Annotated in this window: 27 protein-coding genes; 12 read left to right on the top strand and 15 right to left on the bottom strand. The window is 70.8% G+C overall.

All coding sequences use genetic code 11. From position 1 onward, the window contains the following. Window positions 1-4 precede the first annotated feature (4 nt). Together C569_RS0116160 and C569_RS0116155 are read right to left on the bottom strand one after the other, a co-directional pair. Window positions 5-994 carry an iron-siderophore ABC transporter substrate-binding protein gene (locus C569_RS0116160; RefSeq protein ID WP_018786813.1) on the bottom strand — a complete coding sequence of 330 codons (990 nt, stop codon included), beginning with the start codon at window positions 992-994 and terminating at the stop codon, window positions 5-7. A 28-nt stretch (window positions 995-1022) separates the two neighbouring features. After that, complete coding sequence (locus C569_RS0116155) at window positions 1023-1832, bottom strand: ABC transporter ATP-binding protein (RefSeq protein ID WP_018786812.1); 810 nt, start codon at window positions 1830-1832, stop codon at window positions 1023-1025. A gap of 356 nt (window positions 1833-2188) precedes the next feature. On the opposite strand from C569_RS0116155, the gene C569_RS34335 reads away from it, so the two are divergent. Together C569_RS34335 and C569_RS0116145 are read left to right on the top strand one after the other, a co-directional pair. Further along, window positions 2189-2365, top strand: coding sequence for a hypothetical protein (locus C569_RS34335; protein ID WP_018786811.1), 177 nt, complete (start codon window positions 2189-2191; stop codon window positions 2363-2365). Next, window positions 2359-2670, top strand: a complete 312-nt coding sequence (locus C569_RS0116145; RefSeq protein ID WP_018786810.1) for a hypothetical protein — start codon at window positions 2359-2361, stop codon at window positions 2668-2670. Before C569_RS34335 ends, C569_RS0116145 begins: the two co-directional genes overlap by 7 nt. 136 nt (window positions 2671-2806) lie before the next feature. Here the strand turns inward: C569_RS0116145 and C569_RS0116140 are convergent, their stop codons facing one another. Then, window positions 2807-3091 (bottom strand): hypothetical protein, encoded by a 285-nt coding sequence (locus C569_RS0116140; RefSeq protein ID WP_018786809.1) that lies wholly within the window; start codon window positions 3089-3091, stop codon window positions 2807-2809. 225 nt (window positions 3092-3316) lie between these two features. Here C569_RS0116140 and C569_RS0116135 point away from each other — a divergent pair, with 225 nt between their 5' ends. Continuing rightward, window positions 3317-4150 carry a hypothetical protein gene (locus tag C569_RS0116135; RefSeq protein ID WP_026268225.1) on the top strand — a complete coding sequence of 278 codons (834 nt, stop codon included), beginning with the start codon at window positions 3317-3319 and terminating at the stop codon, window positions 4148-4150. A gap of 50 nt (window positions 4151-4200) precedes the next feature. On the opposite strand, the gene C569_RS0116130 is transcribed toward C569_RS0116135, so the two are convergent. The 3 genes from C569_RS0116130 to C569_RS33210 form a co-directional block, all read right to left on the bottom strand. Further along, window positions 4201-4671 carry a hemerythrin domain-containing protein gene (locus C569_RS0116130; protein ID WP_018786807.1) on the bottom strand — a complete coding sequence of 157 codons (471 nt, stop codon included), beginning with the start codon at window positions 4669-4671 and terminating at the stop codon, window positions 4201-4203. A gap of 450 nt (window positions 4672-5121) precedes the next feature. Beyond that, window positions 5122-5940: an endonuclease/exonuclease/phosphatase family protein gene (locus C569_RS0116125; RefSeq protein WP_018786806.1), complete on the bottom strand. Its 819-nt coding sequence runs from the start codon at window positions 5938-5940 to the stop codon at window positions 5122-5124. 87 nt (window positions 5941-6027) lie between these two features. Further along, window positions 6028-6180 (bottom strand): hypothetical protein, encoded by a 153-nt coding sequence (locus tag C569_RS33210; RefSeq protein ID WP_018786805.1) that lies wholly within the window; start codon window positions 6178-6180, stop codon window positions 6028-6030. Here C569_RS33210 and C569_RS0116115 point away from each other — a divergent pair. Beyond that, entirely contained in the window at window positions 6163-6441 is a 279-nt protein-coding gene (locus C569_RS0116115; RefSeq protein ID WP_018786804.1) for a hypothetical protein, read from the top strand. The genes C569_RS33210 and C569_RS0116115 overlap by 18 nt on opposite strands. A gap of 4 nt (window positions 6442-6445) precedes the next feature. Here C569_RS0116115 and C569_RS0116110 read toward each other — a convergent pair whose 3' ends face one another. Beyond that, window positions 6446-6898, bottom strand: coding sequence for an OsmC family protein (locus tag C569_RS0116110; RefSeq protein WP_018786803.1), 453 nt, complete (start codon window positions 6896-6898; stop codon window positions 6446-6448). A gap of 211 nt (window positions 6899-7109) precedes the next feature. Here C569_RS0116110 and C569_RS0116105 point away from each other — a divergent pair, with 211 nt between their 5' ends. Both C569_RS0116105 and C569_RS0116100 read left to right on the top strand, forming a co-directional pair. Then, entirely contained in the window at window positions 7110-8312 is a 1203-nt protein-coding gene (locus C569_RS0116105; protein ID WP_155945554.1) for an aromatic acid exporter family protein, read from the top strand. Between the two features lie 70 nt (window positions 8313-8382). Beyond that, a complete protein-coding gene (locus C569_RS0116100) occupies window positions 8383-8829 on the top strand; it encodes a DUF305 domain-containing protein (protein WP_018786801.1) in 447 nt (148 codons plus the stop codon). Here the strand turns inward: C569_RS0116100 and C569_RS30430 are convergent. Continuing rightward, window positions 8792-10267 carry a short-chain fatty acyl-CoA regulator family protein gene (locus tag C569_RS30430; RefSeq protein ID WP_018786800.1) on the bottom strand — a complete coding sequence of 492 codons (1476 nt, stop codon included), beginning with the start codon at window positions 10265-10267 and terminating at the stop codon, window positions 8792-8794. The two genes, C569_RS0116100 and C569_RS30430, sit on opposite strands and share 38 nt — an antisense overlap. Before the next feature lie 192 nt (window positions 10268-10459). Between C569_RS30430 and aceA the strand changes: the two genes are divergently transcribed. Then, window positions 10460-11731: an isocitrate lyase gene (gene aceA / locus C569_RS0116090; protein ID WP_018786799.1), complete on the top strand. Its 1272-nt coding sequence runs from the start codon at window positions 10460-10462 to the stop codon at window positions 11729-11731. A gap of 207 nt (window positions 11732-11938) precedes the next feature. On the opposite strand, the gene C569_RS32385 is transcribed toward aceA, so the two are convergent. Beyond that, window positions 11939-12112, bottom strand: coding sequence for a helix-turn-helix domain-containing protein (locus tag C569_RS32385; protein WP_196806739.1), 174 nt, complete (start codon window positions 12110-12112; stop codon window positions 11939-11941). A gap of 106 nt (window positions 12113-12218) precedes the next feature. Here C569_RS32385 and aceB point away from each other — a divergent pair, with 106 nt between their 5' ends. Further along, entirely contained in the window at window positions 12219-13826 is a 1608-nt protein-coding gene (gene aceB, locus C569_RS0116080; RefSeq protein ID WP_018786797.1) for a malate synthase A, read from the top strand. 124 nt (window positions 13827-13950) lie between these two features. Here the strand turns inward: aceB and C569_RS0116075 are convergent, their stop codons facing one another. From C569_RS0116075 to C569_RS30425, 3 genes are all read right to left on the bottom strand, one after another. Beyond that, window positions 13951-15111 carry an alkaline phosphatase PhoX gene (locus C569_RS0116075; RefSeq protein WP_026268224.1) on the bottom strand — a complete coding sequence of 387 codons (1161 nt, stop codon included), beginning with the start codon at window positions 15109-15111 and terminating at the stop codon, window positions 13951-13953. Between the two features lie 237 nt (window positions 15112-15348). Then, window positions 15349-15693 carry a hypothetical protein gene (locus C569_RS0116070; RefSeq protein ID WP_018786795.1) on the bottom strand — a complete coding sequence of 115 codons (345 nt, stop codon included), beginning with the start codon at window positions 15691-15693 and terminating at the stop codon, window positions 15349-15351. A 43-nt stretch (window positions 15694-15736) separates the two neighbouring features. Further along, window positions 15737-16774 carry a DUF808 domain-containing protein gene (locus C569_RS30425; protein WP_036345993.1) on the bottom strand — a complete coding sequence of 346 codons (1038 nt, stop codon included), beginning with the start codon at window positions 16772-16774 and terminating at the stop codon, window positions 15737-15739. Between the two features lie 470 nt (window positions 16775-17244). Between C569_RS30425 and C569_RS0116060 the strand changes: the two genes are divergently transcribed. Beyond that, complete coding sequence (locus C569_RS0116060; protein ID WP_018786793.1) at window positions 17245-17430, top strand: hypothetical protein; 186 nt, start codon at window positions 17245-17247, stop codon at window positions 17428-17430. A 191-nt stretch (window positions 17431-17621) separates the two neighbouring features. Here the strand turns inward: C569_RS0116060 and C569_RS0116055 are convergent, their stop codons facing one another. Beyond that, on the bottom strand, window positions 17622-18233 hold the full coding sequence (locus C569_RS0116055; RefSeq protein WP_018786792.1) for a hypothetical protein: 612 nt from the start codon (window positions 18231-18233) through the stop codon (window positions 17622-17624). 417 nt (window positions 18234-18650) lie between these two features. On the opposite strand from C569_RS0116055, the gene C569_RS0116050 reads away from it, so the two are divergent. Both C569_RS0116050 and C569_RS0116045 read left to right on the top strand, forming a co-directional pair. Beyond that, the gene (locus tag C569_RS0116050; protein WP_141708226.1) at window positions 18651-19862 is read left to right on the top strand and encodes a sensor histidine kinase; all 1212 of its coding nucleotides are present in this window, start codon (window positions 18651-18653) and stop codon (window positions 19860-19862) included. Continuing rightward, window positions 19859-20578: a response regulator transcription factor gene (locus C569_RS0116045; RefSeq protein WP_018786790.1), complete on the top strand. Its 720-nt coding sequence runs from the start codon at window positions 19859-19861 to the stop codon at window positions 20576-20578. Before C569_RS0116050 ends, C569_RS0116045 begins: the two co-directional genes overlap by 4 nt. Window positions 20579-20666: 88 nt before the next feature. Here the strand turns inward: C569_RS0116045 and C569_RS30420 are convergent, their stop codons facing one another. After that, on the bottom strand, window positions 20667-21395 hold the full coding sequence (locus C569_RS30420; protein ID WP_018786789.1) for a maleylpyruvate isomerase family mycothiol-dependent enzyme: 729 nt from the start codon (window positions 21393-21395) through the stop codon (window positions 20667-20669). An 84-nt stretch (window positions 21396-21479) separates the two neighbouring features. Here C569_RS30420 and C569_RS0116035 point away from each other — a divergent pair, with 84 nt between their 5' ends. Then, a complete protein-coding gene (locus C569_RS0116035; RefSeq protein ID WP_036345989.1) occupies window positions 21480-22232 on the top strand; it encodes a thioesterase II family protein in 753 nt (250 codons plus the stop codon). A gap of 9 nt (window positions 22233-22241) precedes the next feature. Here C569_RS0116035 and C569_RS0116030 read toward each other — a convergent pair whose 3' ends face one another. Continuing rightward, complete coding sequence (locus tag C569_RS0116030) at window positions 22242-22952, bottom strand: Fe2+-dependent dioxygenase (RefSeq protein ID WP_018786787.1); 711 nt, start codon at window positions 22950-22952, stop codon at window positions 22242-22244. Between the last annotated feature and the right edge of the window lie 3 nt (window positions 22953-22955).

The following is a 22955-nucleotide window of genomic DNA, read 5'->3' as shown; positions in this document are numbered from 1 at the left end:
GCGCTCAAGCCGTGTAGACCTTGACGAGTTCGTCGATGTACTGCTTGGCGGACAGCGTGCCGCCGAACGTCCAGATGCCGTTGGGCATCTTGTGCAGCTTGCTCTGCTGCACGAACGGCAGGGAGCGCCAGATCGCGTTGCCGGCGAGGCCGTCGGCGAAGACGTCGGTGCCGTCCGAGGCGTTGTAGAAGAAGTGCAGATCCTGGCCCTTGAGGACGGTCATGCCCTCGACGTCGGTCTGACCGAGGCCCCACATCTCGTCGGTCTTGCCGGTCCAGGCGTTCTCGAGGCCGAGCTGGATGCCGAGCTGGGACACGAACGCGCCCTGGCCGAACATCCGGATGGAGACGGTGCTGCCCTCCTTCCAACCGTCGGCGAAGGCGAACTGCTCGCCGGCCGCACCGGCGTCGGCGATCTTCTTCTTGCCGTCGGCGAGGGCGGCGTCGAAGTCGGCGAGCAGCTTGTCCGCCTGCTCGGTACGACCGGTCGCGGTGGCGATCATCTTCAGGTCCGAGCGCATCCGGCCGATGTTGTCGGCGGCGTCGCTGCCCTTGGTGACCAGCACCGGGACGTACTTCTCCAGCTGGGTGACGACGGCGGAGCCGCGCTCGGCCTCCATCACCACGAGGTCCGGCTGGAGGGCGACGATCGAGTCGACGCTCGGCTCACCCCGGGTGCCGACGTCCTTGACGCCCGGGTCGAGCGGGGCGGCGGTCACCCAGGTGGCGTACCCCGTCGGGTCGGCCACGCCGACCGGCATCACGCCGAGGCCGACGAGCATCTCCACCTCGCCCCACTCCAGGCCGACGACCTTGCTCGCCGGGCTCTTGAGGGTGATGGTCTTGCCCCGGCTGTCGGTGACGGTGACCGGGCCGCTGGGAGCGGCGTCGGAGGGGGACGGTGCGGCGGCGGGCTCCTCGGTGGTGCCGCAGCCGGCGATCAGCAGCGCGCCCGCCGCGGCGGCGGCGAGCAGGGTCAGACGGGTACGCAACATCGGTTTCTCTTCTGTGGGCAGGAGTCGGTCAGGCGGAGACGCGGGTCGTGTGCCGACCGACGGGACGAGTGGAGAGCAGGTTGGTGAGCGGGTCGACCGTCACCTCGACGCGGATGCCGTACGCCTCGGTGAGCGCCGCCTCGGTGAACACCTCGTGCGGAGTGCCGGCGCCGCGGACCCGGCCTTCGTGCAGGAGCACGACCTGGTCGGCGACGGCGGCGGCCTGGTTGAGGTCGTGCAGCACCACACCGACGGCGACGCCGGCGGTGTCGGCGAGTTCGCGCATCAGGTCGAGGATCTCCACCTGGTAGCGCAGGTCCAGGAACGTGGTCGGCTCGTCCAGCAGCAGGATCGCGGTGTCCTGGGCCAGGCAGGTGGCCAGCCAGACCCGTTGCAGCTCGCCGCCGGACAGCTCGTCGACCGGACGGCCGGCCATGCCGTCGACGCCCGTGACCCGCATGGCCCGGTCGATCGCGGCCGGTCCGTCGAGGTCGTTCGCGCGCCACCGCTGCCGGTACGGGTGCCGGCCGTAGCCGACCACGTCCCGTACCGTCACCCCGCTGGGGGTGGGGCGGCTCTGTGCGAGCAGCGTGACCCGCCTGGCGAAGTCCCGGGCGGACAGCGCCCGGGCCGGCGTGCCGTCGGCGAACACGATCTCGCCGTGCTCCAGCGGGTGCAGGCGGGCCAGCCCGCGCAGCAGCGTCGACTTGCCGCTGCCGTTGGGGCCGACCAACGCGGTAACTGCTGCGGGCCGCAGCGTGATGGCGGCGTCGTGCACCACTGTCGTGCCGTGGTAGCCCAGCCGCAGGTCGTTGGCGCTCAAGCCGTCGGCTCGCACCGTTCTGCTCGTCACGGAGGTTAGGCTAACCTAAGCGACGATCACGCTGTCAAGCCGGTCCTTCGGTCGGAATCGGCGGCCCGCCGCACGTCGACACGTGTCTCGTGGCGCGCGGTGACGTCGCGGTAGGGGCGGCGACCCCGGCCAGTCCTCGTCCCAACTCGGCGCCGCGTACCCCGGCATACCCGATGACCAGTGCCGGTGGCCGGTCGTCGGCGCGCAGGGCGTAGAACCGGCCGCCGCGCACCAGCACGGACCGGCGCCGCGGCCACCATGGACTCCTCAGCGCACCAACGGGGCAGCACCAGGTAGGCCTGGAGACCGCCGCTGGCGTCGAGCGGCGCCACGCCGGGCAGGTGGCGCGCGACATGCTGGCGTACCGCCCGGCCGCGGCGCTGGAACTCGGCGCGCAGCCGGCGCAGGTGCCGGTCGAACGCACCGGTGTCCACGAGCCGGGCGAAGACGAGCTGGTGCTCTGCGTGGACGAGGACGTCGACGTGGAGTCCGACCAGGATCGTGGTGGGCCATGGTGACCCGGTTCCAGGCCGACCAGGACCTGCGGGTGCTTGCCGACCGGGAGGGCTTCCCGCTGGACCCGAGCCAGCACACCGGCTACTCCCGGTCGCTGTCCGCCGACGGGCGCACCGCCAAGGCGGTGTTCGACTGCACAGTGCCGTACGCCCAGCGGGACCGGTTCCGCCGGCCCCGGTTCACCCGAGCCGTCGCTTCCCGTACCGCGCCGGCCAGCAGCGCCACTCCCTCGCTGATCCGGGCGGTGGGCAGCGCCGCGTACCCGATCAGGAACGTCGGCTCCGGCGGCGGGTGCGTGACGAAGTAGCCGGAGGCGGGATAGACCCGCACGCCGCCGCCGCTGCACACAACGGGTCTGATCGAGGACCGCATCGACCATCTCGAACGGCACCTGTCAGCTCACCCAGATGACTCGGCGCGAACGGGCATGCCGCGACCCGCAGCTAGAGGGAGACGGGGCGGCCGCCCAGGGTCACCGTGAGGCGGCCGTCGGTGGTGAGGGACCGGGCCAGGGCACCGTTGTACGTGCCGCAGCGGTCGATGCTCAGGTTGTTCGAGATCGTCATGGTGCCCGGGTTGCGGTTGTACGTGAACCCGTGCTTGCCGTTGCGGTACGCGATGGTTCGCCGGACGGTGTGGTTCACCGCGATGTCCTCGCCGCCGAGCTTGAAGCCGTTACGGTCACCGTTGCCGCTCTGCGTGCCGTTGCTCAACGTGCCGTTGCTCAACGTGCCGTTGCCGTACGCGAGGGAGTCCTCGATGCTTGGCGGTCAAACCTCTGTCGCACTGAACGATCCCGACGCGCCGTCCGTATCCACTGCCGACCGGAACATCGGCCGGAACCGCGATGCCGGAGCGGGCACGAGCACGATTCCTCCAGTCGTCACTTCGCACCGTGGAGACGGGGCGGCAACCGCCGCGCCGGCCCTCCCGGTCGACCAGAGGAGAGGTGCATGACCAGGGGTACGCGCAGGACCGCGGTCCTGAAAGTCGGCGGGGTGGGCGTCCTCGCGGCGCTGTTGTTCGCCGGTGGGCTGCAACTGGCGTCGGCGGGCGAGAACGGCCGCCCGGCCACCACCGCCGCGCAGACCGTGAACTGCCCGACCGTACGCGACAAGCTGCCCGCCGTACCGGCAGCGGCATCGGCCCAGGTGGAACGGGAGCTGGCCAACCTGGACCAGGAGATCGCCCGGCAGAACGAGCGGCTGGCCCGGCTCGCGGTCCGGCCCGAGGGCGGCCCGAACTTCGTCAACAACGCGATCCTCGGCCCGTTGCGCAGCAAGCGGATCGCCGTGCTCGACCGGATCGAGATCGCCTTCAACCGGATCGGCGCGCAGCGCCCCGATCTGGACGCGCTCGCCACCTGCTCGCTCAACGCCCCGGGCGTGCCGAGCGCCGTCAACGGCGGAGCCCAGGGCGGCACCGGCGGCCAGAACGGCGACGTGGGAGGCCAGAACGGCGACGCCGGGGGGCAGAACGGCGACGCCGGCGGTGCGGCGCGGACGGTCGACTGCCCCCGGGTCACGCTGCCGGACGTCCCGGCGGCTGCCGCGGCCCAGGTGCAGGCCGAACTGGCCACGCTGGACAAGCAGATCGCCGAGGCGAACGCCCGCCTCGCCCGGCTCGCGGTACGCCCCGAGGGCGGACCGGCGTTCATCGACAACGCCGTCCTCGGCCCGCTGCGCAGCAAGCGCGTCGCGGCGCTCGACCGCATCGAGATCGCGTTCAACCGGGTCGGCGCCCAACGGCCGGACCTGGACGCGCTCGCCACCTGCGGCCTGGACTGACTGCCCGGTCGGAGCCCGGCGGTGCACGTCCCGCCGGGCCCCGGCCGCCGTCACAACGGCCCGAACACGTCGCCCGGGTCGGCGTCCAGCGAGAGCGTCTCCAGCACGGTGAGCAGTTGCCGTTCCTCGTACCGGAAGTGCGACTCCATGATCGCCGCCACTCCCTCCACGTGCCGGGCCAGCTCCCCGGGCGGGGCGTCGCGGGCCACCGCCGCGCTCAGCCCGGTCAGCAGGTACCCGATCATTGAGTGGTCCTGCCGCAGCCGGTCCAGCGTGTCGCGCAGCTCGGGATGCCGCGCCGCGATCGCCGGGAAGAGACTCCGGTCCTCGCCCTCGTGGTGCGCGGTCAGCGCCGCGCAGAACCCGTGGCAGAACAACAGCAGGTCACGCGTCGCCGGGCGGGCCGGCTCACCGCCGGCGAGCGCCCGCCGGGTCACCTCCAGCGCCTCGCGCAGCCGCCCGTGGACGGCTCGCATCTCGCGGCTCCAGGCCACCAGCCTGGTCTGTTCGCCCTCAGCCATGAGGCGGGGGCGAAGGGACGACGAGTGTCATCGTCGTACTCCCTTCGATCCGGCGCCTCCATGCCTGACACGGTCTGCCACCGGCACGCGACGCTGCGCGGAGCATAACCAGCGGCGCGGGCGCCATCAAGCGTGCGCCCGGTCCTGACGAGGTTCGAGGCTGTACCCCACGGCTCTACTCGCCGTGATCGCGCTGGGGTGTACCCGCCGTGTCCGCCACGGCCACCGACGCCCGGCGTCCTGCCGCCACGACGACGGTCCCGAGCAGCGCGCCGGGCGCCCGGACAGCGCTGCGTGCGTCGTGATCCTGGCGATCGCGCTGGTGTTCGCCAATGCGATCAGCATCGGCGCGCGCTACCTGGTGCCAGGTGGCATGCGACTGGGTACGGCGGCCGCTCCCACCGTCACCGGGATCGTTCCGTGCGCCCACCCCGCGCGTCCCGATGGCGGTCAGTACAGTCCCGGTGGCGGCGGTGACCACGAACGGATCATGGTCGCCAGCAGTGCCGGATGGTCGGTCGCACCGCGCATGTCCACCGCGCGGCGGCAGCAGATCGTCACGCCGCTCGACGCCAGGATCTGCTGCCGGGCCCCGTCGTCGATCCGGCGGTAGCCCACCGGCACGCAGGACCGCACGTCCGGTGTGCCGCCGGCACGCAGGTTGAGGTCACCGCCGACGACGGTCGGCGCGCTCACCGCGTCGCCCCGGACCCCGGGCACCACGGTGCCGAGCAGCTGCCCGCACTGGGCCAGCGCGACCTGGGCACTGGTGTTCGCCAGGTGCGTGGTGCACGCGTGCAGCCCGGCGGCCCGGACGCACAGCCACACCCGTTCCTCCGGGTCTGCGAGGTCCTGCGCCGGATAGGTCCCCCGGTGCACCGACGGCCGGGCGTCACCGTCGTCGAGGCGGGCCAGCAGGCCGATCCCGTACGGCTCGCCGTTGTTGCACCGGGTGGGACCACCGGAGGGCCGGTCACCTGCGGCCTGGAACGCGGACACCACGGTGCCGCCGGACCGCGCGGCCCGCAGCGTTCGCTCCAGCGTCACCACGTCGTCGCGGCAGATCTCGTTGAGCGTGACCACGTCGGGCGCCTCGGCGGCGATCACGTCGACGGCCTGGCGGACGGCCCGCCCGGAGTAGCAGCCGGCCCGGCCGCTGTTGCACAGGTTCATCTGGAGCACCCGCAGCACTCCCGTGCCGGTCGTGCCGGCGCCCGACGACCCGGCGGGCAGCCCGGCCACGACGAGCAGGCACACGACTGCCAGCACCCGGCGGACACGCCGGGCGGGGTGGGTGGCCGGCTGCGCTGACAGCGGGGCTCCAACGGGTACGGGCGGCGGCGGGCGCCGGTGATCCTATCGCCGGAACGCGTCCGTCGCCGCCCGGGCGGACGGCAGGGTGCCGCTCACGTCGAGGTGGCCGTCGGCGACGGCGGTGTCGTGGACGACCGCTCCGAGCCGGGCGAGCAGCGCCAGCACCGTCTCCACCGCGTGCCGGGGCAGGTTCACGTCGAACCGTTCGACCGGCTGGCACGCCCGCGTACCGGCCTGATGGGCAGGCACCTGCCCGAGCTGGGCGAGAAGGCGACGCTGTTCAGCCTCCAGACCATGGTGCTGGCCGGCGCGCTGTCGGCGTACCGCACACCGCCGCCGAGCCTGGCGGCGGCCTACCAGGCCGCGCCCGAACTGGCCCGCCTGCACCTGGAGATGGCGGAGTCGCTGAACACGGCCCTGACCGCGCCCCTCCTGGGCGTGCTGCCCCGCGACTGACCGGCTATCGCGGCCCGGCCGAACCCGTGTCGGTCGCGTCCACGATGGAGACCGGCGTGCCCAGCTCCACGGTCCGGGAGACCGTGCAGAGCCGGTCGTGGGACTGCCGCAGCGAACGCGGCAGCGCCTCGCGGGCCCGGTCGCCGTCCGCACCCGCCGGGAACGTCACCGCGAAGGTGACGGTGAGGTTCTCCATCCGGTTCCCGGCTTCCGGGTCACGGATCTTGTCGCCGCTCACCGAGACCGCGAATCCGGTCGGTTCGGCGCGGCGGCTGGTCACGTGGTCGACGTCCACGGCGGTGCAGCCGCCGAGCGCCGCCAGCAGCAGTTCCACCGGCGTGAAGGTCGCGTCCTCCCCCGCACCCATCGACAGCTCGCCGCCACGGGCGTTGCGCACGACGTACCTGCCCACGCTGGTGCGCTCGATCTCCACCGACCGGAAGGTGTCGTCACTCATGCGCCGAACCTACCGAAGAGCGTTGCGCGAACGTGCGGTACACCGGCACGCCCGGCGAGTAGACGACCCGGTCGCTTCACCGCAGATCCCGCTGCCCCCGGTGGAAGGCGTAGAAGTCCGGGGCGGCAAGCAGGCATGGAAGGGTGCCGACGCGCCCGGGTCCGGCACCCGGATGCGCGATTCAGCGGCTTTCTGACGGGTAGTCGCGGCCGTGACTGAACCACCGCCGAAGCGGGGCAGCCCGGCGCCGCTGGTCGTGCTGGCTCGCCGGGCCTGGAACCTGATCACCGGCACCCGAAGTCGGGCAAGCCGGGCGGGACGATTGCGGCTGCGTCAACTGGAGATCATCGCGCTGATCGCGGCACAGGCCGGTCTGGCGGCGGCGCTGTCCTGGTGGCTGGCGTCAACCCTGTTGGGCAACCCGAATCCGGTCTTCGCACCGACGGCCGCGGTCGGCACGATCGCCGCGGCGATCGGGCAGCGCACACGCCGTACGGTCGAACTGCTGTTCGGGGTGGGCCTGGGCATCGCCATCGGCGACGGGCTGGTCCTGCTCATCGGCACCGGCCCGTGGCAGACGGGTGTCATCGTCGCCCTGGCCATCGGGGTGGCCCTCGGACTCACCGGCCGGGGCGGCACCGTGGTCAGCCAGGTGGGTGGTACGGCGGTCCTGATCGCCACGCTCTCCTCCAGCCAGCAGAACCTGGAACTGCCCAGGATCGTCGACGCCGCGACCGGAAGCCTGGTGGGTCTGCTGGTGGTGGCGGTGCTGCTGCCACTGCATCCGCTGCGCGTCATGCGCCGGGCGGCATCACCGGTCTTCGACGCGCTCGCGGGGTACCTCCGGGAGACCGAGGCGGCGATGCGGACCAGGGAGGCGGGCCGCGCCGCGCGGGCGATGGACGGCCTGCGTGCCATGGGACCGGACGTGGAGCGGCTCCGCGAGGCGCTCAGCGGCGCGGAGGAGGTGGTCACGGTCGCGCCGGCGAGGTGGCACTGGCGGCAGCACTACGAACGGTACGCCCACGGCGTCGCGCACCTGACCCGCGCCATCACCGACAGCCAGAACCTCGCCCGGCAATCGGCGACGATGGTGGAGTACGGGGAGAAGATCCCTGATCATCTTCCCGACGCCGTGGCGGCGCTCGCGGACGCCGTACAGCAGTTGCAGCGGGAGGTAGGGGCCGACAAGCCGCACGACCGAACCCGGCGGCACATCCTGCGGGCGGCCGACGAGGCGGGCCGAGCCGTGGAAGGCGGACTGCAGAACTTCGCCGCCTCCGTCGCGACCCAGGTGCGGGTGACCGCCAGTGACCTGATGCGGGCCACCGGCTGCTCCGTGGACGAGGCGAATCAACAGGTACGGCAGATGGCGCGACGGGGAGGACGGGGAGGACGGGTTCGCCCATCGTGAGGATCGGAGCGGGTGGCGGCCTTAGTCTGGGCGAACCTGGACGGAACCAACCATCACGGCCGGAGGGAAAATGAGAGGCAACTACATCCGCTTCGGTCTGGTCCTGCTGATCAGCCTGGCCGTCATGTTCGTCCTCACGCTGTCCCAGATCCGCAGGTGGTCAGACTTCTTTCTCAATCTGAGCAATTTCTACATGTCGGTGATCATGGTCGCCGTCATGGGTGTGATCATGATGGGCGTCATGCATCAGATGTTCACCGATCGACGTCTCAACATCGTGCTCTACTCGGTGCTGGGTGCCCTCTTCGTCGCCGGTTTCGCGGCGGTGCGCACCGAACCCTTCGTGGGCAACGAGAACTTCCTCAAGTCGATGATCCCCCACCATTCCCGGGCGGTCCTCGTCTGCCAGGAGTCCGACATCACCGACCCGGAGATCATCGCCCTCTGCGGCCAGATCGTGCAGTCGCAGGAAGAGGAGATCACCCAGATGAAACGGATCCTCCGCGACCGGTACTGATCTCCGCGCGGCCACCCGTACCCGCAGCACCACCCACGAACCCCGCCCCCTTCAGCGGGTACGGGATGAACGTGCTGCGGTTCTCGTCCAGGTCGAGCCGTCCGCTGATCGGAGCCGCCGCGCGCTGGGGGCAGGTCATCCGCTCGCAGGTCTTGCAGCCGGGGCCGATCGGGGTGGCCGCCTCGGCCGCGTGCAGGTCCATGCCGGCCGAGTAGACGAGCCGGTCCGCATGACGGGTCTCGCAGCCCAGCCCGACCGCGTAGACCTTGCCCGGCTGGTTGTAGCCGCCGTGGTGGCGGGTGATGGTGCGCGCGATCCACAGGTAGCGTTGCCCGTCGGGCATCGCGGCGACCTGCACGACGACCCGGCCGGGCGCGCCGAACGCCTCGTAGACGTTCCACAGGGGGCAGGTGCCGCCGGTGTGGGAGAACGGGAACCCGGTGGCGGACTGGCGTTTGGACATGTTGCCGGCCCGGTCGACCCGGACGAAGGAGAACGGCACCCCGCGGGCGCGAGGGCGCTGGAGTGTGCTGAGCCGGTGGCACACCGTCTCCCAGCCCATCGCGAAGTGCTGGGTGAGCAGGTCGATGTCGTACCTGCGCCGCTCCGCGGCGGCCAGGAACCGCTCGTAGGGCAGGATCAACGCGGCGGCGAAGTAGTTGGCCAGGCCGACTCGGGTGAGGATCTGGGTCTGCGTGTCGTCGAAGCGCTCCTGCTCGACGATCTCGTCGATCACGTCGGCGTACTCCAGCAGCGCGATCTGCGCCGCCATCCGCATCGCCTCCTGCCCGGCCCGCAACGACGCCGACAGGTGCAGGGTGCGGGTCTGCGGGCGGTAGCGGTGCAGCTCGTCGCCGAGCGCGAGGGCGTCGTCGTGGCGTACGTGCACGCCGTGCCGGTCGGCCAGCCGGTCCTGCAGCATGGCACGGACCTCGCCCCGGCGCAGCCCGACCGTCCCGGCCAGCCGCTCGGCGGCCTCGTCGAGTTCCGGTACGTAGTTCTGCCGCCGGTAGAAGAACTCGGTCACCCGGTCGTGCGGGCTGCGGCCCGCCGTCTCGCGGTCGCCGAGCAGCTCGGCGAGTTGCTCGTCGGCCTGCCGGTAGCGGCGGTGCAGGTCGATGACCGACTCGGCGACCTCGGGCAGCCGGGTGGCGAGTTCGGTGAGGTCGGCGACGCCGACCCGGCCGGACAGCGCCTCCCGTAACCCGGCGACCAGGCGTGGGGTGTCCCGTGGGGCGAAGACGGTCGGGTCCACGCCGAACACCTCGGTGATGCGCATGAGCACCGGCACCGTCAGTGGCCGGGTGTCGTGCTCGATCTGGTTGAGGTAGCTCGGCGAGATGGCCAGCAGTCGCGCCAGGTGGGACTGGCTCAGCCCGCGTTCCTCCCGGAGCCGGCGCAGCCGGGCGCCGGCGAACGTCTTGGCGATCGCCGTCACCTCCCGCTGCGTGCCGCCGGTCCTTAACAGGCTGCGAATATATCTGTTCGCAACTTCGCAAACCACCGCCGGAAATTCCCAGAACTTGGCTGATTCCGTCTCTCGCCCCGGCCACCGGGCCCGTGTGACCGTGGGCGCCACACCGGCCCGGCTCACGTCCTCCGCCGCCGGCCACCACAGAAGGGACACGTCATGCCGAACGCCGTCGAGCAGTTGCGTACCGAGTGGGAGACCGCCCCCCGCTGGCGCGGGGTACGGCGCAGCTACCGCCCCGAGGACGTGATCCGCCTGCGCGGCGCGATCCAGGAGGAACACACCCTGGCCCGGCACGGCGCGGACCGGCTGTGGCGGCTGCTGCACACCGAGGACTACGTCCACGCGCTGGGCGCGCTCACCGGCAACCAGGCGGTGCAGATGGTCCGCGCCGGCCTGAAGGCGATCTACCTGTCCGGTTGGCAGGTGGCCGCGGACGCCAACCTGGCCGGGCACACCTACCCCGACCAGAGCCTGTACCCCGCCAACTCGGTGCCGGCGGTGGTTCGCCGGATCAACAACGCGCTGCTGCGCGCCGCGCAGATCACCACCGCCGAGGGCGACACCGACGCGACCCGATGGCTGGCGCCGATCGTCGCCGACGCCGAGGCCGGGTTCGGCGGCCCGCTCAACGCCTACGAGCTGATGACCGCGATGATCGCGGCCGGCGCCGCCGGGGTGCACTGGGAGGACCAACTCGCCGCCGAGAAGAAGTGCGGCCACCTCGGCGGGAAGGTCCTGGTCCCGACCGGCCAGCACATCCGTACCCTCGAAGCGGCGCGGCTGGCCGCGGACGTGGCCGGCGTCCCGACGGTGGTCGTCGCCCGCACCGACGCACAGGCCGCCACCCTGCTCACCACGGACGTGGACGAGCGGGACCAGCCGTTCGTCACCGGCGAGCGCACCGCCGAAGGCTTCTACCGGGTCCGCGACGGCATCGAGCCGTGCATCGCCCGGGGCCTGGCCTACGCGCCGCACGCCGACCTGCTGTGGATGGAGACCAGCACCCCGGACCTGGAGGTCGCCCGCCGGTTCGCCGAGGCGATCAAGGCCGAGTACCCGGACCAGATGCTGGCCTACAACTGCTCGCCGTCGTTCAACTGGCGCAAGCACCTCGACGACGCGACGATCGCCAAGTTCCAGCGGGAGCTGGGCCACATGGGATACAAATTCCAGTTCATCACCCTGGCCGGTTTCCACGCGCTCAACCACTCGATGTTCGACCTGGCCCGCGGCTACGCCACCGAGGGCATGTCCGCGTACGTCGCGTTGCAGGAGCGGGAGTTCGCCGCCGAGGCGGCAGGCTACACCGCGGTCAAGCACCAGCGGGAGGTCGGGACCGGCTACTTCGACCTGATCAGCACCGTGCTCAACCCGGCGGCCGAGACCACCGCGCTGCGCGGCTCCACCGAGGAGGAGCAGTTCGCTTGACGTCCTCCCGGCCGAAGGGCCGGAATTCCCCACCGTCACCGGTGGAGTTTCCTGTTTCATCGCCGACTGCCCGTAGGAAGGACTCCTGTGCGGCCTTACGTCAGCTCCGCAGGCCTTTCACCTCTCCGCCAGCCCAGCGGCGAGGATCGAACTGACGTCGTTGAGAAAGGCCAACTCCTGCGTGCGCTTCCACTCGGCCAGCCACGCCTACGTCTGCACGTAGGTGGTGCGGCGCCGGTCAACCACCCACGCCCGCGTGCGTTCCCCCAACGCCCGGTTGAAGACCACGCGAACGCACCCAAACGTGCGGTTCAACTGCTCGGCCTGCTCCGGAGACGGATAGAAGCGGTACCGGTACGCCCGCTTCACCACCCCCTTCACGGATCACACCGTACCAGTCCATTGTGTAAGCCGATCTCCTGAGAGGAGGGAGCGGCGCTTCCTTCCGGCCCTGAGTTGAACGGCCGGGCTCCACGCCGCAACTACGATGAGACACCAGATCATCGGCCCGATAACGGAACGGTTCGACGAGGTCCTCACCCCCGGGGCGTTGGAGTTCCTGGTGGCGCTGGACAGCGAGTTCGCCGCCCGCCGCGTGGCCCTGCTGGACACCCGCCGCGCCCGCCGCGACCGCTACGCCACCGGTCAGCTGCCCGACTTCCTGCCGGAGACCGCCGCGATCCGCGCCGACCCCACCTGGCGGGTCGCACCACCCGCGCCCGGCCTGCTGGACCGGCGGGTCGAGATCACCGGGCCCACCGACCGCAAGATGACAGTCAACGCGCTCAACTCGGGGGCGCAGGTGTGGCTCGCCGACTTCGAGGACGCCACCGCCCCCACCTGGCACAACGTCATCTCCGGGCAGCTCAACCTGATCGACGCGCTGGACCGGCGGATCGACTTCACCGACGCGCGCGGCAAGCGGTACGCCCTCGGCGACGACCCGGCCACCATCGTGGTCCGGCCGCGCGGCTGGCACCTGGTGGAGAAGGGCGTCGTGGTGGACGGGCGCCCGATCTCCGCCAGCCTCTTCGACTTCGGCCTGTACCTGTTCCACTGCGCCCGCCGGCAGCTCGACATCGGCGCCGGCCCCTACTTCTACCTGCCGAAGCTGGAGGGCCACCGCGAGGCGCGGCTGTGGAACGACGTGTTCGTCTTCGCCCAGCGGTACCTCGACCTGCCCCAGGGCACCATCCGGGCCACCACCCTGATCGAGACGATCACCGCCGCCTTCGAGATGGAGGAGATCCTCTACGAGCTGCGGGAGCACTCGGCAGGGCTCAACGCCGGGCGGTGGGACTACATCTTCAGCATCATCAAGAACTTCGGGCAGTGGCCGGACTTCGTCCTGCCGGACCGCTCCGAGGTCACCATGACGGTGCCGTTCATGCGCGCGTACACCGAACTGCTCGTCGCGACCTGCCACCGGCGCGGCGCGCACGCGATCGGCGGCATGGCCGCGGTCATCCCCAGCCGCGACGCCGAGGTCAACGAGACGGCGCTGCGCCGGGTACGCGCGGACAAGCGGCGCGAGGCCGGCGACGGATTCGACGGCTCCTGGGTCGCACACCCGGGCCTGGTCGACACCTGCCGGGAGGAGTTCGACGCGGTGCTGGGCGACCGCCCGAACCAGCTCGACCGGCTCCGCGACGACGTCGACGTCACCGCCACCGACCTGCTCGCCGTCGACAAGACCCCGGGCCAGGTCACCGCCGCCGGGCTACGGTCCGACATCGCGGTCGCGCTGCGCTACGTCGACGCCTGGCTCGCCGGCACCGGAGCGGTGGCACTGTGGAACCTGATGGAGGACGCGGCGACCGCCGAGATCGCCCGCTGCCAGGTCTGGCAGTGGCTGCACCACCGCACCCCGCTGGCCGGCGGCGGCTGCGTCACCGAGGACCTCGTCCGGTCGATCCTCGCCGAGGAACTGGCCGCGCTGACCGCCGGCCGCGACGACGCCGACCGCGAGCGCGCCGGGCAGGCGGCGCGGATCGTGGAGGACACCGCGCTCGGCGAGGACCTGCCGGCGTTCTTCACCACCGGCGCGTACGCCCGCCACCTCGCCCCGCGGGCACAGGTGGCGACGGTCGGCTGACCGGCGGGACGCCGCGGCCGGGAGGGAAGTGACAGGTCCCTCCCGGCTGTGCCGCTGCCCGCCGGCCCCGGCTGTCGCGAACGGCCACCCGGAGCCCGCGCGGGTCAGCGCGGCCGGGAACCCGTCATCGGCGGAACGGACCGGTGACGCAGTAGGTGATGCCGCCGGAGGACGAGCCGCTCGTGCCGCGTTGCGACGAGAAGTACAGCCGGTCCCCGGCCGGGGTGAACGCCGGTCCCGTGATCTCCGAACCGCTCTGCCCGGTGATCCGCAGAAAGACGGAGATCTTGTCGTCCGGCGTGATCATGCAGATCTCCATGTTGCCGCCGTCCTCGGCGACGTACAGGTCACCGGCAGTGGACCCGGTGATGTTGTCGACACCGGTCAGCGGTGCGGTGCCGGAGGTGACCAGGCTGTCGTCGTAGGCGAGCTCGTACGTGCCGGCCGCCAGGTTGACCTGCCACACCCGGTTGTCGCCCTTCGTGGTGAACCAGACGGTGTCGTCCGCGTAGTGACAGCCCTCGCCACCGTTGAACGTCTTCGCGCCGGACACCTGCTGCCGGGTCGGCGTGGGCGAGCCGTCCGGGTCGGGCACGGTGGCCCAGGTGAACGTGCCCGAGGTGGCCGTACCGGCGCGGAGGACCTGGAGGGTTCCGGCAGAGAGGTCGCCCCAGGTGGTCGGCACGAACCGGTAGAACTTGCCGTCGCTCTCGTCCTCGGTCAGGTAGACGACCCGGCGGACCGGGTCGGCTGCGGCCGCCTCGTGCTTGAACCGGCCCATCGCGGGACGCGCCACGGCGGTCCCGCCGAGCGGGTACGTCTCGAAGACCCGGCCCCGGGACACCTCCTCGCAGGACAGCCAGGTGTTCCACGGCGTCTTCCCGCCGGCGCAGTTGTTGTTGCTGCCGGAGAGGATCCGCGACGCCCCGATCACGGCACCGCTGGAGTTGAAGAGGAGACGTGACGCACCGCCGCCCGCACCGGCCGACACTTCGGAGTTCGACACGTAGATCCACCCGGTGCCGTTCGGGAACACCGCGCCGCCGTCCGGAGCGTCGTGCCAGGTGTACGACGTCCCCGGCACCGTCTGGCGGGAACGCGCGACGATCGAACTGGTGAAGCCGGCCGGCAACTGGATGCCGTTGGCGTCGGCGGACAGCAGCCCGCCGTAGGGGCCGGCGGCGTTCTGCGCCGGCGCTCCGTAAGCCGCCGACCACGCCGTGAACGGCAGGGCGACAGCGCCCGCACCGACAACAGTGGCCCGCAACATCGCTCGACGATCCATGGAACCTCCTCGGTAGGTTCCCCAGATCTGATCGGGCGGAGCTTACGCACATCGATCTGTTGGATGAACGTCGATGGACGGCTCGGTGCGCGGCGTCGTGCCACCTCCCGGCTGGCCGCACCCCGCCGAGCGGGACGCCCTCGCACCTCGCTCCCGGCCCGGACGACGCCCGATCATCGGCCCGGCGCCGGGCGTCGCGGACGAGAAGCCCGTCGACGCGGGCCGCAGCGCCTCGGCCTATGCCGCCATCCGCACCGGCAGCAGCACCAGCACGACGGTGGCGGCGACGGCGAGCACGACCCGGGCGGTCCGGAGGCCCCGCCACCAGGGGAGCACCCAGAGCAGCAACCAGATGCCGCCGGCAATCGCCACATGCAGGGCGGCCACACCGAGGATCGTCTCCTCGCACAGGTTGTAGGCCTTGCTCTCCGCGCACAGCGCCGGCGTCCCGTCGTTCCCGGCCGCGAAGGTCGCCAGCACGCCGGCGACGCAGGCGAGTACCGGCGCGGCCACAAGGGTGAACAGCGGCGTCACCAGCCACCCGGCGAGGTCCCGGCTGCGGTCCACTGAGCGGTTCAGCATCAGAACGCCTGGCCCCCGTGGTCGAGCAGCGATGATCCGGCGGTCAACCGCGTGGCGCGCGGTTCGCAGGAGCGTCGCGATGCTGAGCTGCACGGCTCGGCTGAGCGGGGACGGTGCCGTCAGTACGAGTCGTGCCCGCCGCAGTCGCGGCCGCAGGCTTGGACGTGCGGCGGTGGAGCGTGAGAGTCATGACCAGCACGACCAGCGCTCCGACGATCAGCCCGAGAATCGCGCTGGCCACCGTGTTGACGAGCCAGCCGACGAGCCCGCCGAGAACACCCGTGGCGTCGTGGGCGGCGACCTCCACGTGGTGCACGGCCTCGTACAGGAAGTGCAGGTTCAGCTCGTTCGTGCCCAGCAGCAGGATGTGCCCGCCCACCCACAGCATCGCCGCGGTGCCGACCACCGTCAGCACGGTGAGGACTACCGGCATCGCCCTCACCAGACCGCGACCGAACGTGGCGACGGCGCCGGAACGTTGCGACAGGCGCAGCCCGGCGTCGTCCATCTTCACGATCAGGGCCACCGCGCCGTACACCAGGACGGTCATGACGACGGCGACGACAGCCAGGATCGCCAGGCGGGACCAGAAGGCCTCATCGATCACCTCGTTGAGGGTGATGACCAAGATCTCCGCCGAGAGGATCAGGTCGGTTCGTACCGCCCCGGACACCAGTGTCGTCTCGTCCTGCACCTTTTCCTCGCCCGCGCCGTGGGCATCGTGATGGGCGATCTTGGCCCACACCTTCTCCGCGCCTTCGTAACAGAGGTACGCGCCGCCGAGCATGAGGATCGGAGTGAGCAGCCAGGGCACGAACTGACTGAGCAGCAGCACCGCCGGCAGGATGATGAAGAACTTGTTGCGCAGCGACCCCAGGGCAATACGCTTGATGATCGGCAACTCACGCTCGGCCGTCAGGTTCCGTACGTACTGCGGCGTGACGGCAGCATCGTCGACGACGACGCCCGCAGCCTTGGCGCCGGCCTTCGCGGCGGCCGCCCCGATGTCATCGATCGACGCGGCAGCGGCTCGGGCCAGCACCGCCACGTCATCCAGCAGGGCTACGAGTCCACCGGCCAAGGGAGGTTCCTTCCAGGGTTGCACGGAGTTCGAACTGGCCCATTCTCGCTCAGGTCCCTGCTCGCGGCACGCCACCGCCCAGTCGAATATCGGGCGAGAGTTCGGGGTGGGCGGCTATCGCGCCCGCCGCCAACTTCGCAGGTTGGTCGTCAGCGCCGCGCCAGGACAGGTCGAAAAATCCGTATGAGCAGAAAAATCGGCCGTTCGAAGTGCGACCCGTCCCGCGCCCTGCCGCCTCATCCCGAGTTTGCGATCTTCTCCATCACCGGGCTCGTCACCGCGGATGGTCAAGCGCTTACCCTGTCGGGCTGGCCGGTTTGACTCCTGCGCCGCGTGACGTCTCCGCCGACATCGATTGGGGGACGGGACGAGCCCGACACGGCAGGCGCGACCTTCCGCCGCAGCAGCAGCATCGACTACCGTGGGTCTTGGTGTAGTCATCAGGAACGGCCTGAGGAGGCCGGCCGATCATGGGTGCCGACACCGCCGGAGCGCCGGCGGGCTCCCGCTACGCCGACCAGCGGCCCTACATGGTCGCCGACCGGCTCGACGACCTGCGAGGGCCTACGCCGAACCTGGTGTTGCCTCCGCAGGTTCGCCATCTGTGGGAAGCGCGGTTCCCCGAGCTGGCCAGCGCGCGCCGACACGCCGCGTGATGGGGGGCCAGACCCCGGCCGATACGGGTTCGCGCTGGCTGGCGGGCATGCACCGTCAGATCGTCACCGGTCACCTCTCCATCTCAGCAGACCGCGACCGCATCTCGGACCGGGGTTCGACGTCTTTCGGCGGGCCTGGAGGTCCTGCGTGCAGTGGGCGGCACTGGCCGGCGCCCTACCGGGCCCTTCGATCAGACCCAGCCGCGCCGCGCAGCGTGGACACCGGCCTGAAAACGCGTGCGCGCGTGAAGTCGATGCATCATCTCGGAGGCACGCCGGGCGAAGGTGCGCCGGCTCATGTGCAGCGTCGCTGCCGCCTGATCGTCGGTCAGGCCGTCGCTCAGCGCGCGGATCAGCTCCTCGCCGTCGTCGACCGTCGCGGCCGTCCGAGCGTGCCGTGCCCGCCGCGACGCGGTGTCCCACATCAGGCCCCACGCCGTCGCCAGGGAGTCGCCCAGCACGACGCTGTGAACGCGGGTCAGCCGGCCGTTCCCCGGGCGCCCCGGATCCTGTTGCGGCAGGTAGACCGCCGTACGGTCGCGCACCAGGAGGAAATGCGGCAGGGCAAGCGGAGCTGGTAGCGCAATCCCCTCGCGTGCCAGAGTCGCTACCGGGTCCGTCAAGGGCTGTGTGCCGGACCCGAAGAGAACCCGCACCTTGACGTCGCGGCCGCGCAGCTCGTCGAAGACCTCCGTGGGTAGCGGCACCTGAGCCGGGACCGGCGCGACGATGAGCAGTTCGGCCCGCGTGGTGTCGGACACCTCGGCGGCGAGCAGCACGGTGTTGATGTCGACGCCGAGCACCCGTCGTTCCCGGTCTGCAGCGCGTCGCACATGGGTCCGATCGGTAGTGGATCGGGATGGTGTATAACCTGCGATCTCATATGTCATGTTTTCTCCCCATCAATCGCGGCTCGTGTAGCCGGCCAGCTTTCAAAGGAGCTGTCACCGACCTCCTGGTGAGTCCCTCTACTCGCCGGCGCCGGTCCTGCTCAGCGGGTGCCCTTTCACCGGTCGCCGCCGACACATCGACCATTCGCCCTACCGTCACGCGTGGCCCCCGTACCCGCACGTCACCAGCCGGTACGGCGGTCGCGGGCCGTTGGTCACCTCCCTGCGGTCTACGACGGCTGCGGTTCAAGTACCGTCATCGTCGGGCTGCGACGGGGCGCTGTGACCCAACGGATCCGCGAACTTTGGAGCACCAGTCGGACGGAGCACATGAAGGGCTGGACGAGCTGGCGTCGGGCCACGGGAATGCCGACGACCGGGGCTGGCGTTGAGCGGGCATTCTCATACTTCGTCACCGGTGTTCGGGTGGGAACGGTCGCGCAGATGGTTCCGTCCGTCCACGCGGGCGTGACGACGTCACCACGCCCGACCGCTTACCTAGCCTGCTGGACGCTCGCGGTCATGGCGTCACTCGGCGTGAGCACGGCGACACTGGTGCAGCGTCGACCTCTCGGTTCCGCGGTCGCGACGGCCGACTTCGCGCTGGCATGCGTGTTGCTGCTCGTCGGGCCCCTGGTGCTGGTGCCCGAGGAGCGTTTGGGCACCTGGATCGGGTTTCAGCCCGCGTACGCGCTATCGATCGTCATCACGGCGAGCGGCGTCCGCAGCCTCGCCCTGTGGGCTGGAGGGCTGCTCGGCGTCATCGCCTGCTACGTCATCTATCTGGGTGATCGCGTGTACGAGGCGATGGCCTCGACGACCGCCGGCAACATCCTCACCTACGTGGTGTACGCGCTGGTGTGCCGCATGTTCTTCGGCTACACGCGGCGCATCGCCCGCGACGCCGACGCCTCCCGGGCCCTGGCCGCGGAACTGGCACGGCGGGAGGAGGAGCGACGGGCTCAGGTGGTGCTGCACAACGGGGTCGCCCTCATGCGGCTGCTCACCGAACCCACCACCGGTGCCCTGCGCGCCCGCCTCATCGACCAGGCCGAGGTGGAACTGCGCCGCATGCGCTCCTACCTGAATGGCCGTCCCGGCCCCGACGACGCCACCGGTGGCCGCGTCACCCTCGGCCCGTTGGTCGAGCGGGTGTGCTACCGGTTCGCCGACCTGCGGGTCGATACGCTGCTCGACCTGGGTGCCGAAACCGAACTGCCACCCGACCAGGCGGAGGCGCTCGAACGTGCGTTGGAAAGCCTGCTGCTCAACATCCGTACGCACTCTCGGGCTCGCGAGGTCGTCCTGCACGCGGATCGGGACGAGGCAGGAGCGTGGACGTTGACCCTGCGGGACGACGGCGTCGGCTTCGATCCGTCGTCGGCGCCCCTCGGGGTCGGGCTGCGGCAGGTCGTCGTCGGTGAGCTGCGTCGGCTCGGCCTGCACGTGGAGATCGAATCCGTTGTCGGTGAGGGAACGACGGTGATGATCTCCTCCCCCCGACAGAAGCAGGACCGGTCGAGGTTGAGGGGCGTGGCGTGAAGCCCACGGCGGCCATCGTCGACGACGTACCGCTGATCCGGGAGGCGTTCGAGCTGCTCATGACTCGCCTCGACGTCGTCGCGTCGGTGTCGACGGTCGAGGAGTTGGTCCGTGGCCGCCATGACGTGGACGTCGTCGTGCTCGACCTGCACCTGGTTAACGGCGGGCAGCCCGACGTACGCCAGGGCGTCGCCGCGATCCGCGTGCTACGCGAGCACAACTACCAGGTCTGCGTCTACAGCCAGGAGGAACGCCGCTTCGTCCTCGCCGCCTGCCTTGCGGCGGGTGCCAGCGGTATCGTCCCCAAGGCGCTTCCGACCGAACGCGCGGAACAACTCATCGTGGAGGTCGCCGCCGGGGGCACAGTCATACCACAGCCGGTTGTCGGCATCTTGGAGGTCCTCGTCCGACGCGGCTGCATTACTGTGCTCAGCGAGCGACAGCGACAGATCCTGCACGGCCGGGCCCGCGGGCTCAGTTACGCGCAGGTGGCGAAACGCCTGTTCCTCAGCGAGTCCACCCTGCGCGGGTACTGGCTGGACCTGGTCCGGTCGTTGTCCGACTCGCTACGTGACCTCACGCCGGGCGAAATCGAGCGGACGCTCGGGCTGACCCCGGGCGATCTTCTCGACGTGTGGCCGCGTGGCGCCGCCGACGGGAAAGACTGGTGGTTGCACCAGGACCGGACACGCCCGAGAGGCACTGGAAGCGCCTGAACCCCATCCTGCTACCCAGGCGGCACATGTGTGCTGCAGCGGCGGCCGTTGGGCAGGCAGCTCAGCCGCAAGCTGTCAGCGGGACCGGTCAATCGGTGACGACACCCATCCAGTCCCGCAGCCGGGCCACCGCGGCCTGGTCTCCCCGGCGGCCGACCGCTTCGTCGGGAAGCCGGCGCCACAACCACAGGAACACATCGGAAGCGGTGGCCTCGACGACTCCCTCCGCCGGTCCGGGTGGCGGTGGATCCCGGTCGACGGTCACGAGTTCAGTGGCCAGCGAGATCAGCCAGGAGCGACCGCCGGCCAGCAGCCGCACCTGGTGATCCGGTCCGGGCTGCGGCGCGTCCGACCAGTCCCCCGCCAGCATCACTTCGAGCACCTCGTCGATCCCGTCGACCGCCAGCGCCATATCGACGGTGCCACGCTCGCCGAACGCCGCAGTCACGTCACCGGCGTGGACGGCGGTCTCCATAGCCATCCGTCGGAGCCAGAAACCGACGGTCTGGTCCGGCGCATGCCAGGTGTGCGACGGCGCGGCCGGCCCCAGCCGTGCGAACAGGTCGACCAGATCGTCCCGGGCGTCGGTCAGCCATTTGATCGGATCCGGCGGTGCCGGGGGTGGCCACGGCGACGGTTCCCGCAGCAACCGGGTCTGGGCGATCTTGTCCAGGTAGACCACGGCGAGGTGCTCGACGACGTCCCGCACCGTCCAGCCCGGACAACAGGCCACCGGGGCGTGGAGATCACGGACCGCGGCCCGGACCAGCCGGTCACTGTCCGTGCGGATGGCCGCCAGGTACGTCGCCGCCTCCATCGGGCCAGCCTGGTCCATGCGAAAGAACAGGTCAAGCGAAGCGGGGCCACCGTTTCCCGCCCCGATCCGGGCTACCATGGCGCGATGGCACCCGAACCGAGAACCGCGGTTCCCGTCCGGCCGGGCCGATGGTTCGTGCCCGCCCCGCCGGCCGGCCCCCTCGCATTCGCCTTTCCGTACGCCGGGGTGGGTGCCTCGTCGTACCGTCCCTGGCCGGCGCGGATCGGTGAGGTGGCGGTGGTGGCGGTGCAACCCCCCGGGCGGGAGAACCGCACGCGGGAGCCGGCGCACCGCACGCATCGCGCGTTCGCCCACGATCTGGCGGACGCGCTGCTGCCGTACCTCGACCGCGACTACTACTTCGTGGGGCACTGCGGCGCGGTCCCGTACGCCCTGGAGACGATCTTCGAGCTGGAACGCCGGGGCTGCCCGCTGCCCCGGCGGCTGGTGGCCTCGTCCTGGGGGGCGCCACACCGTGGCCTGTACGGCTACCTCAACTTCGTCGACCTGTCGACGGCGGACCTGCACGCCGAGACCCGGCTGTTGTTCGCGCGAGCGGGGGTTCCTGTCCGGGAGGACTTCGTCGACCTGTTGACCCAGGTGCTCCGGCACGACCTGGAGACCCAACGCGACTACTCCTACCCGGCCGGGGCGCGGGTCCCGGTGCCGGTGACCCTGCTCGGCTGGACCGGCGACGACGTCGTGCCGGCCGACCAGGTCCGGCCGGGCTGGACGGAGTGTGCGCAGGTCGAGTACGAGGAGTTGGAGGGAGCACACCTGGCCTTCCTGTCCTGCCCGGCGAACCTCCAGCGGTCCCTGGAGCACTGGCTGCGCTGAGACCCGTCGTCAGACGTCCGCGGCCAGGCGGAGCGCGTTGGCCGCCAGGTCGCGGGCCTTGAGCGCCAGCGGTGAGGTCCGGTCGAGGGCGAGGAGTTCCTGCGCGAGGACATTCAGGTCACTGACCTGTCGGCGCTGCTCGTGGTCGCGGATCATGCTCTGCATCCACAGGATCGCGGCGAGGCGGGATCCACGGGTCACCGTGGTCACCTCGTGTGGCATCCCGGTCGGATAGATCACCGCGGAGCCGATCGGCAACTTGTAGACCCGGCTCCCCCACGGGCTGGCGAAGGTCAGCTCACCGCCGTCGTAGCTCGCCGGGTCGGTCAGGAAGACGGTCATCGAGAAGTCGCTGCGCAGGTAGTTCTGCCCGAACGAACCGTACGCCTGCTGCTGGGCCATGAAACCGATGACCGGCGAGTCGATGTGCATGCCGTACGACATGCCTTCGTCGTAGCGGTTGACGATGGCCCGGGTGATGGCGCGGGGAAATACGGAGAAGTTCAACTCCAGGCTGCGCCGGATCGCCCGCTCCACCAGCTTGACGATCTCGACGTACGGTTGTTCGGCGGCCATTTCCCGGTTGTTCTTCACGTCCAGGTTGCCACCCCCGGCGGAGACCGCACCGTCGACGAACGCCGCTGCGTCGATGCTCTCCTGGATGGTGTCAAGGTCGTCGTCGTCGAGGAACTTCTCGATGGTGATGATGCTGGGCCACATGGG

It is taken from the genome of Micromonospora sp. CNB394, assembly GCF_000374985.1.
GTDB lineage: Bacteria > Actinomycetota > Actinomycetes > Mycobacteriales > Micromonosporaceae > Micromonospora > Micromonospora marina.
The sequence above is the reverse complement of the archived record's forward strand: the minus strand, read 5'-3'. Positions and strand labels throughout refer to the sequence as shown.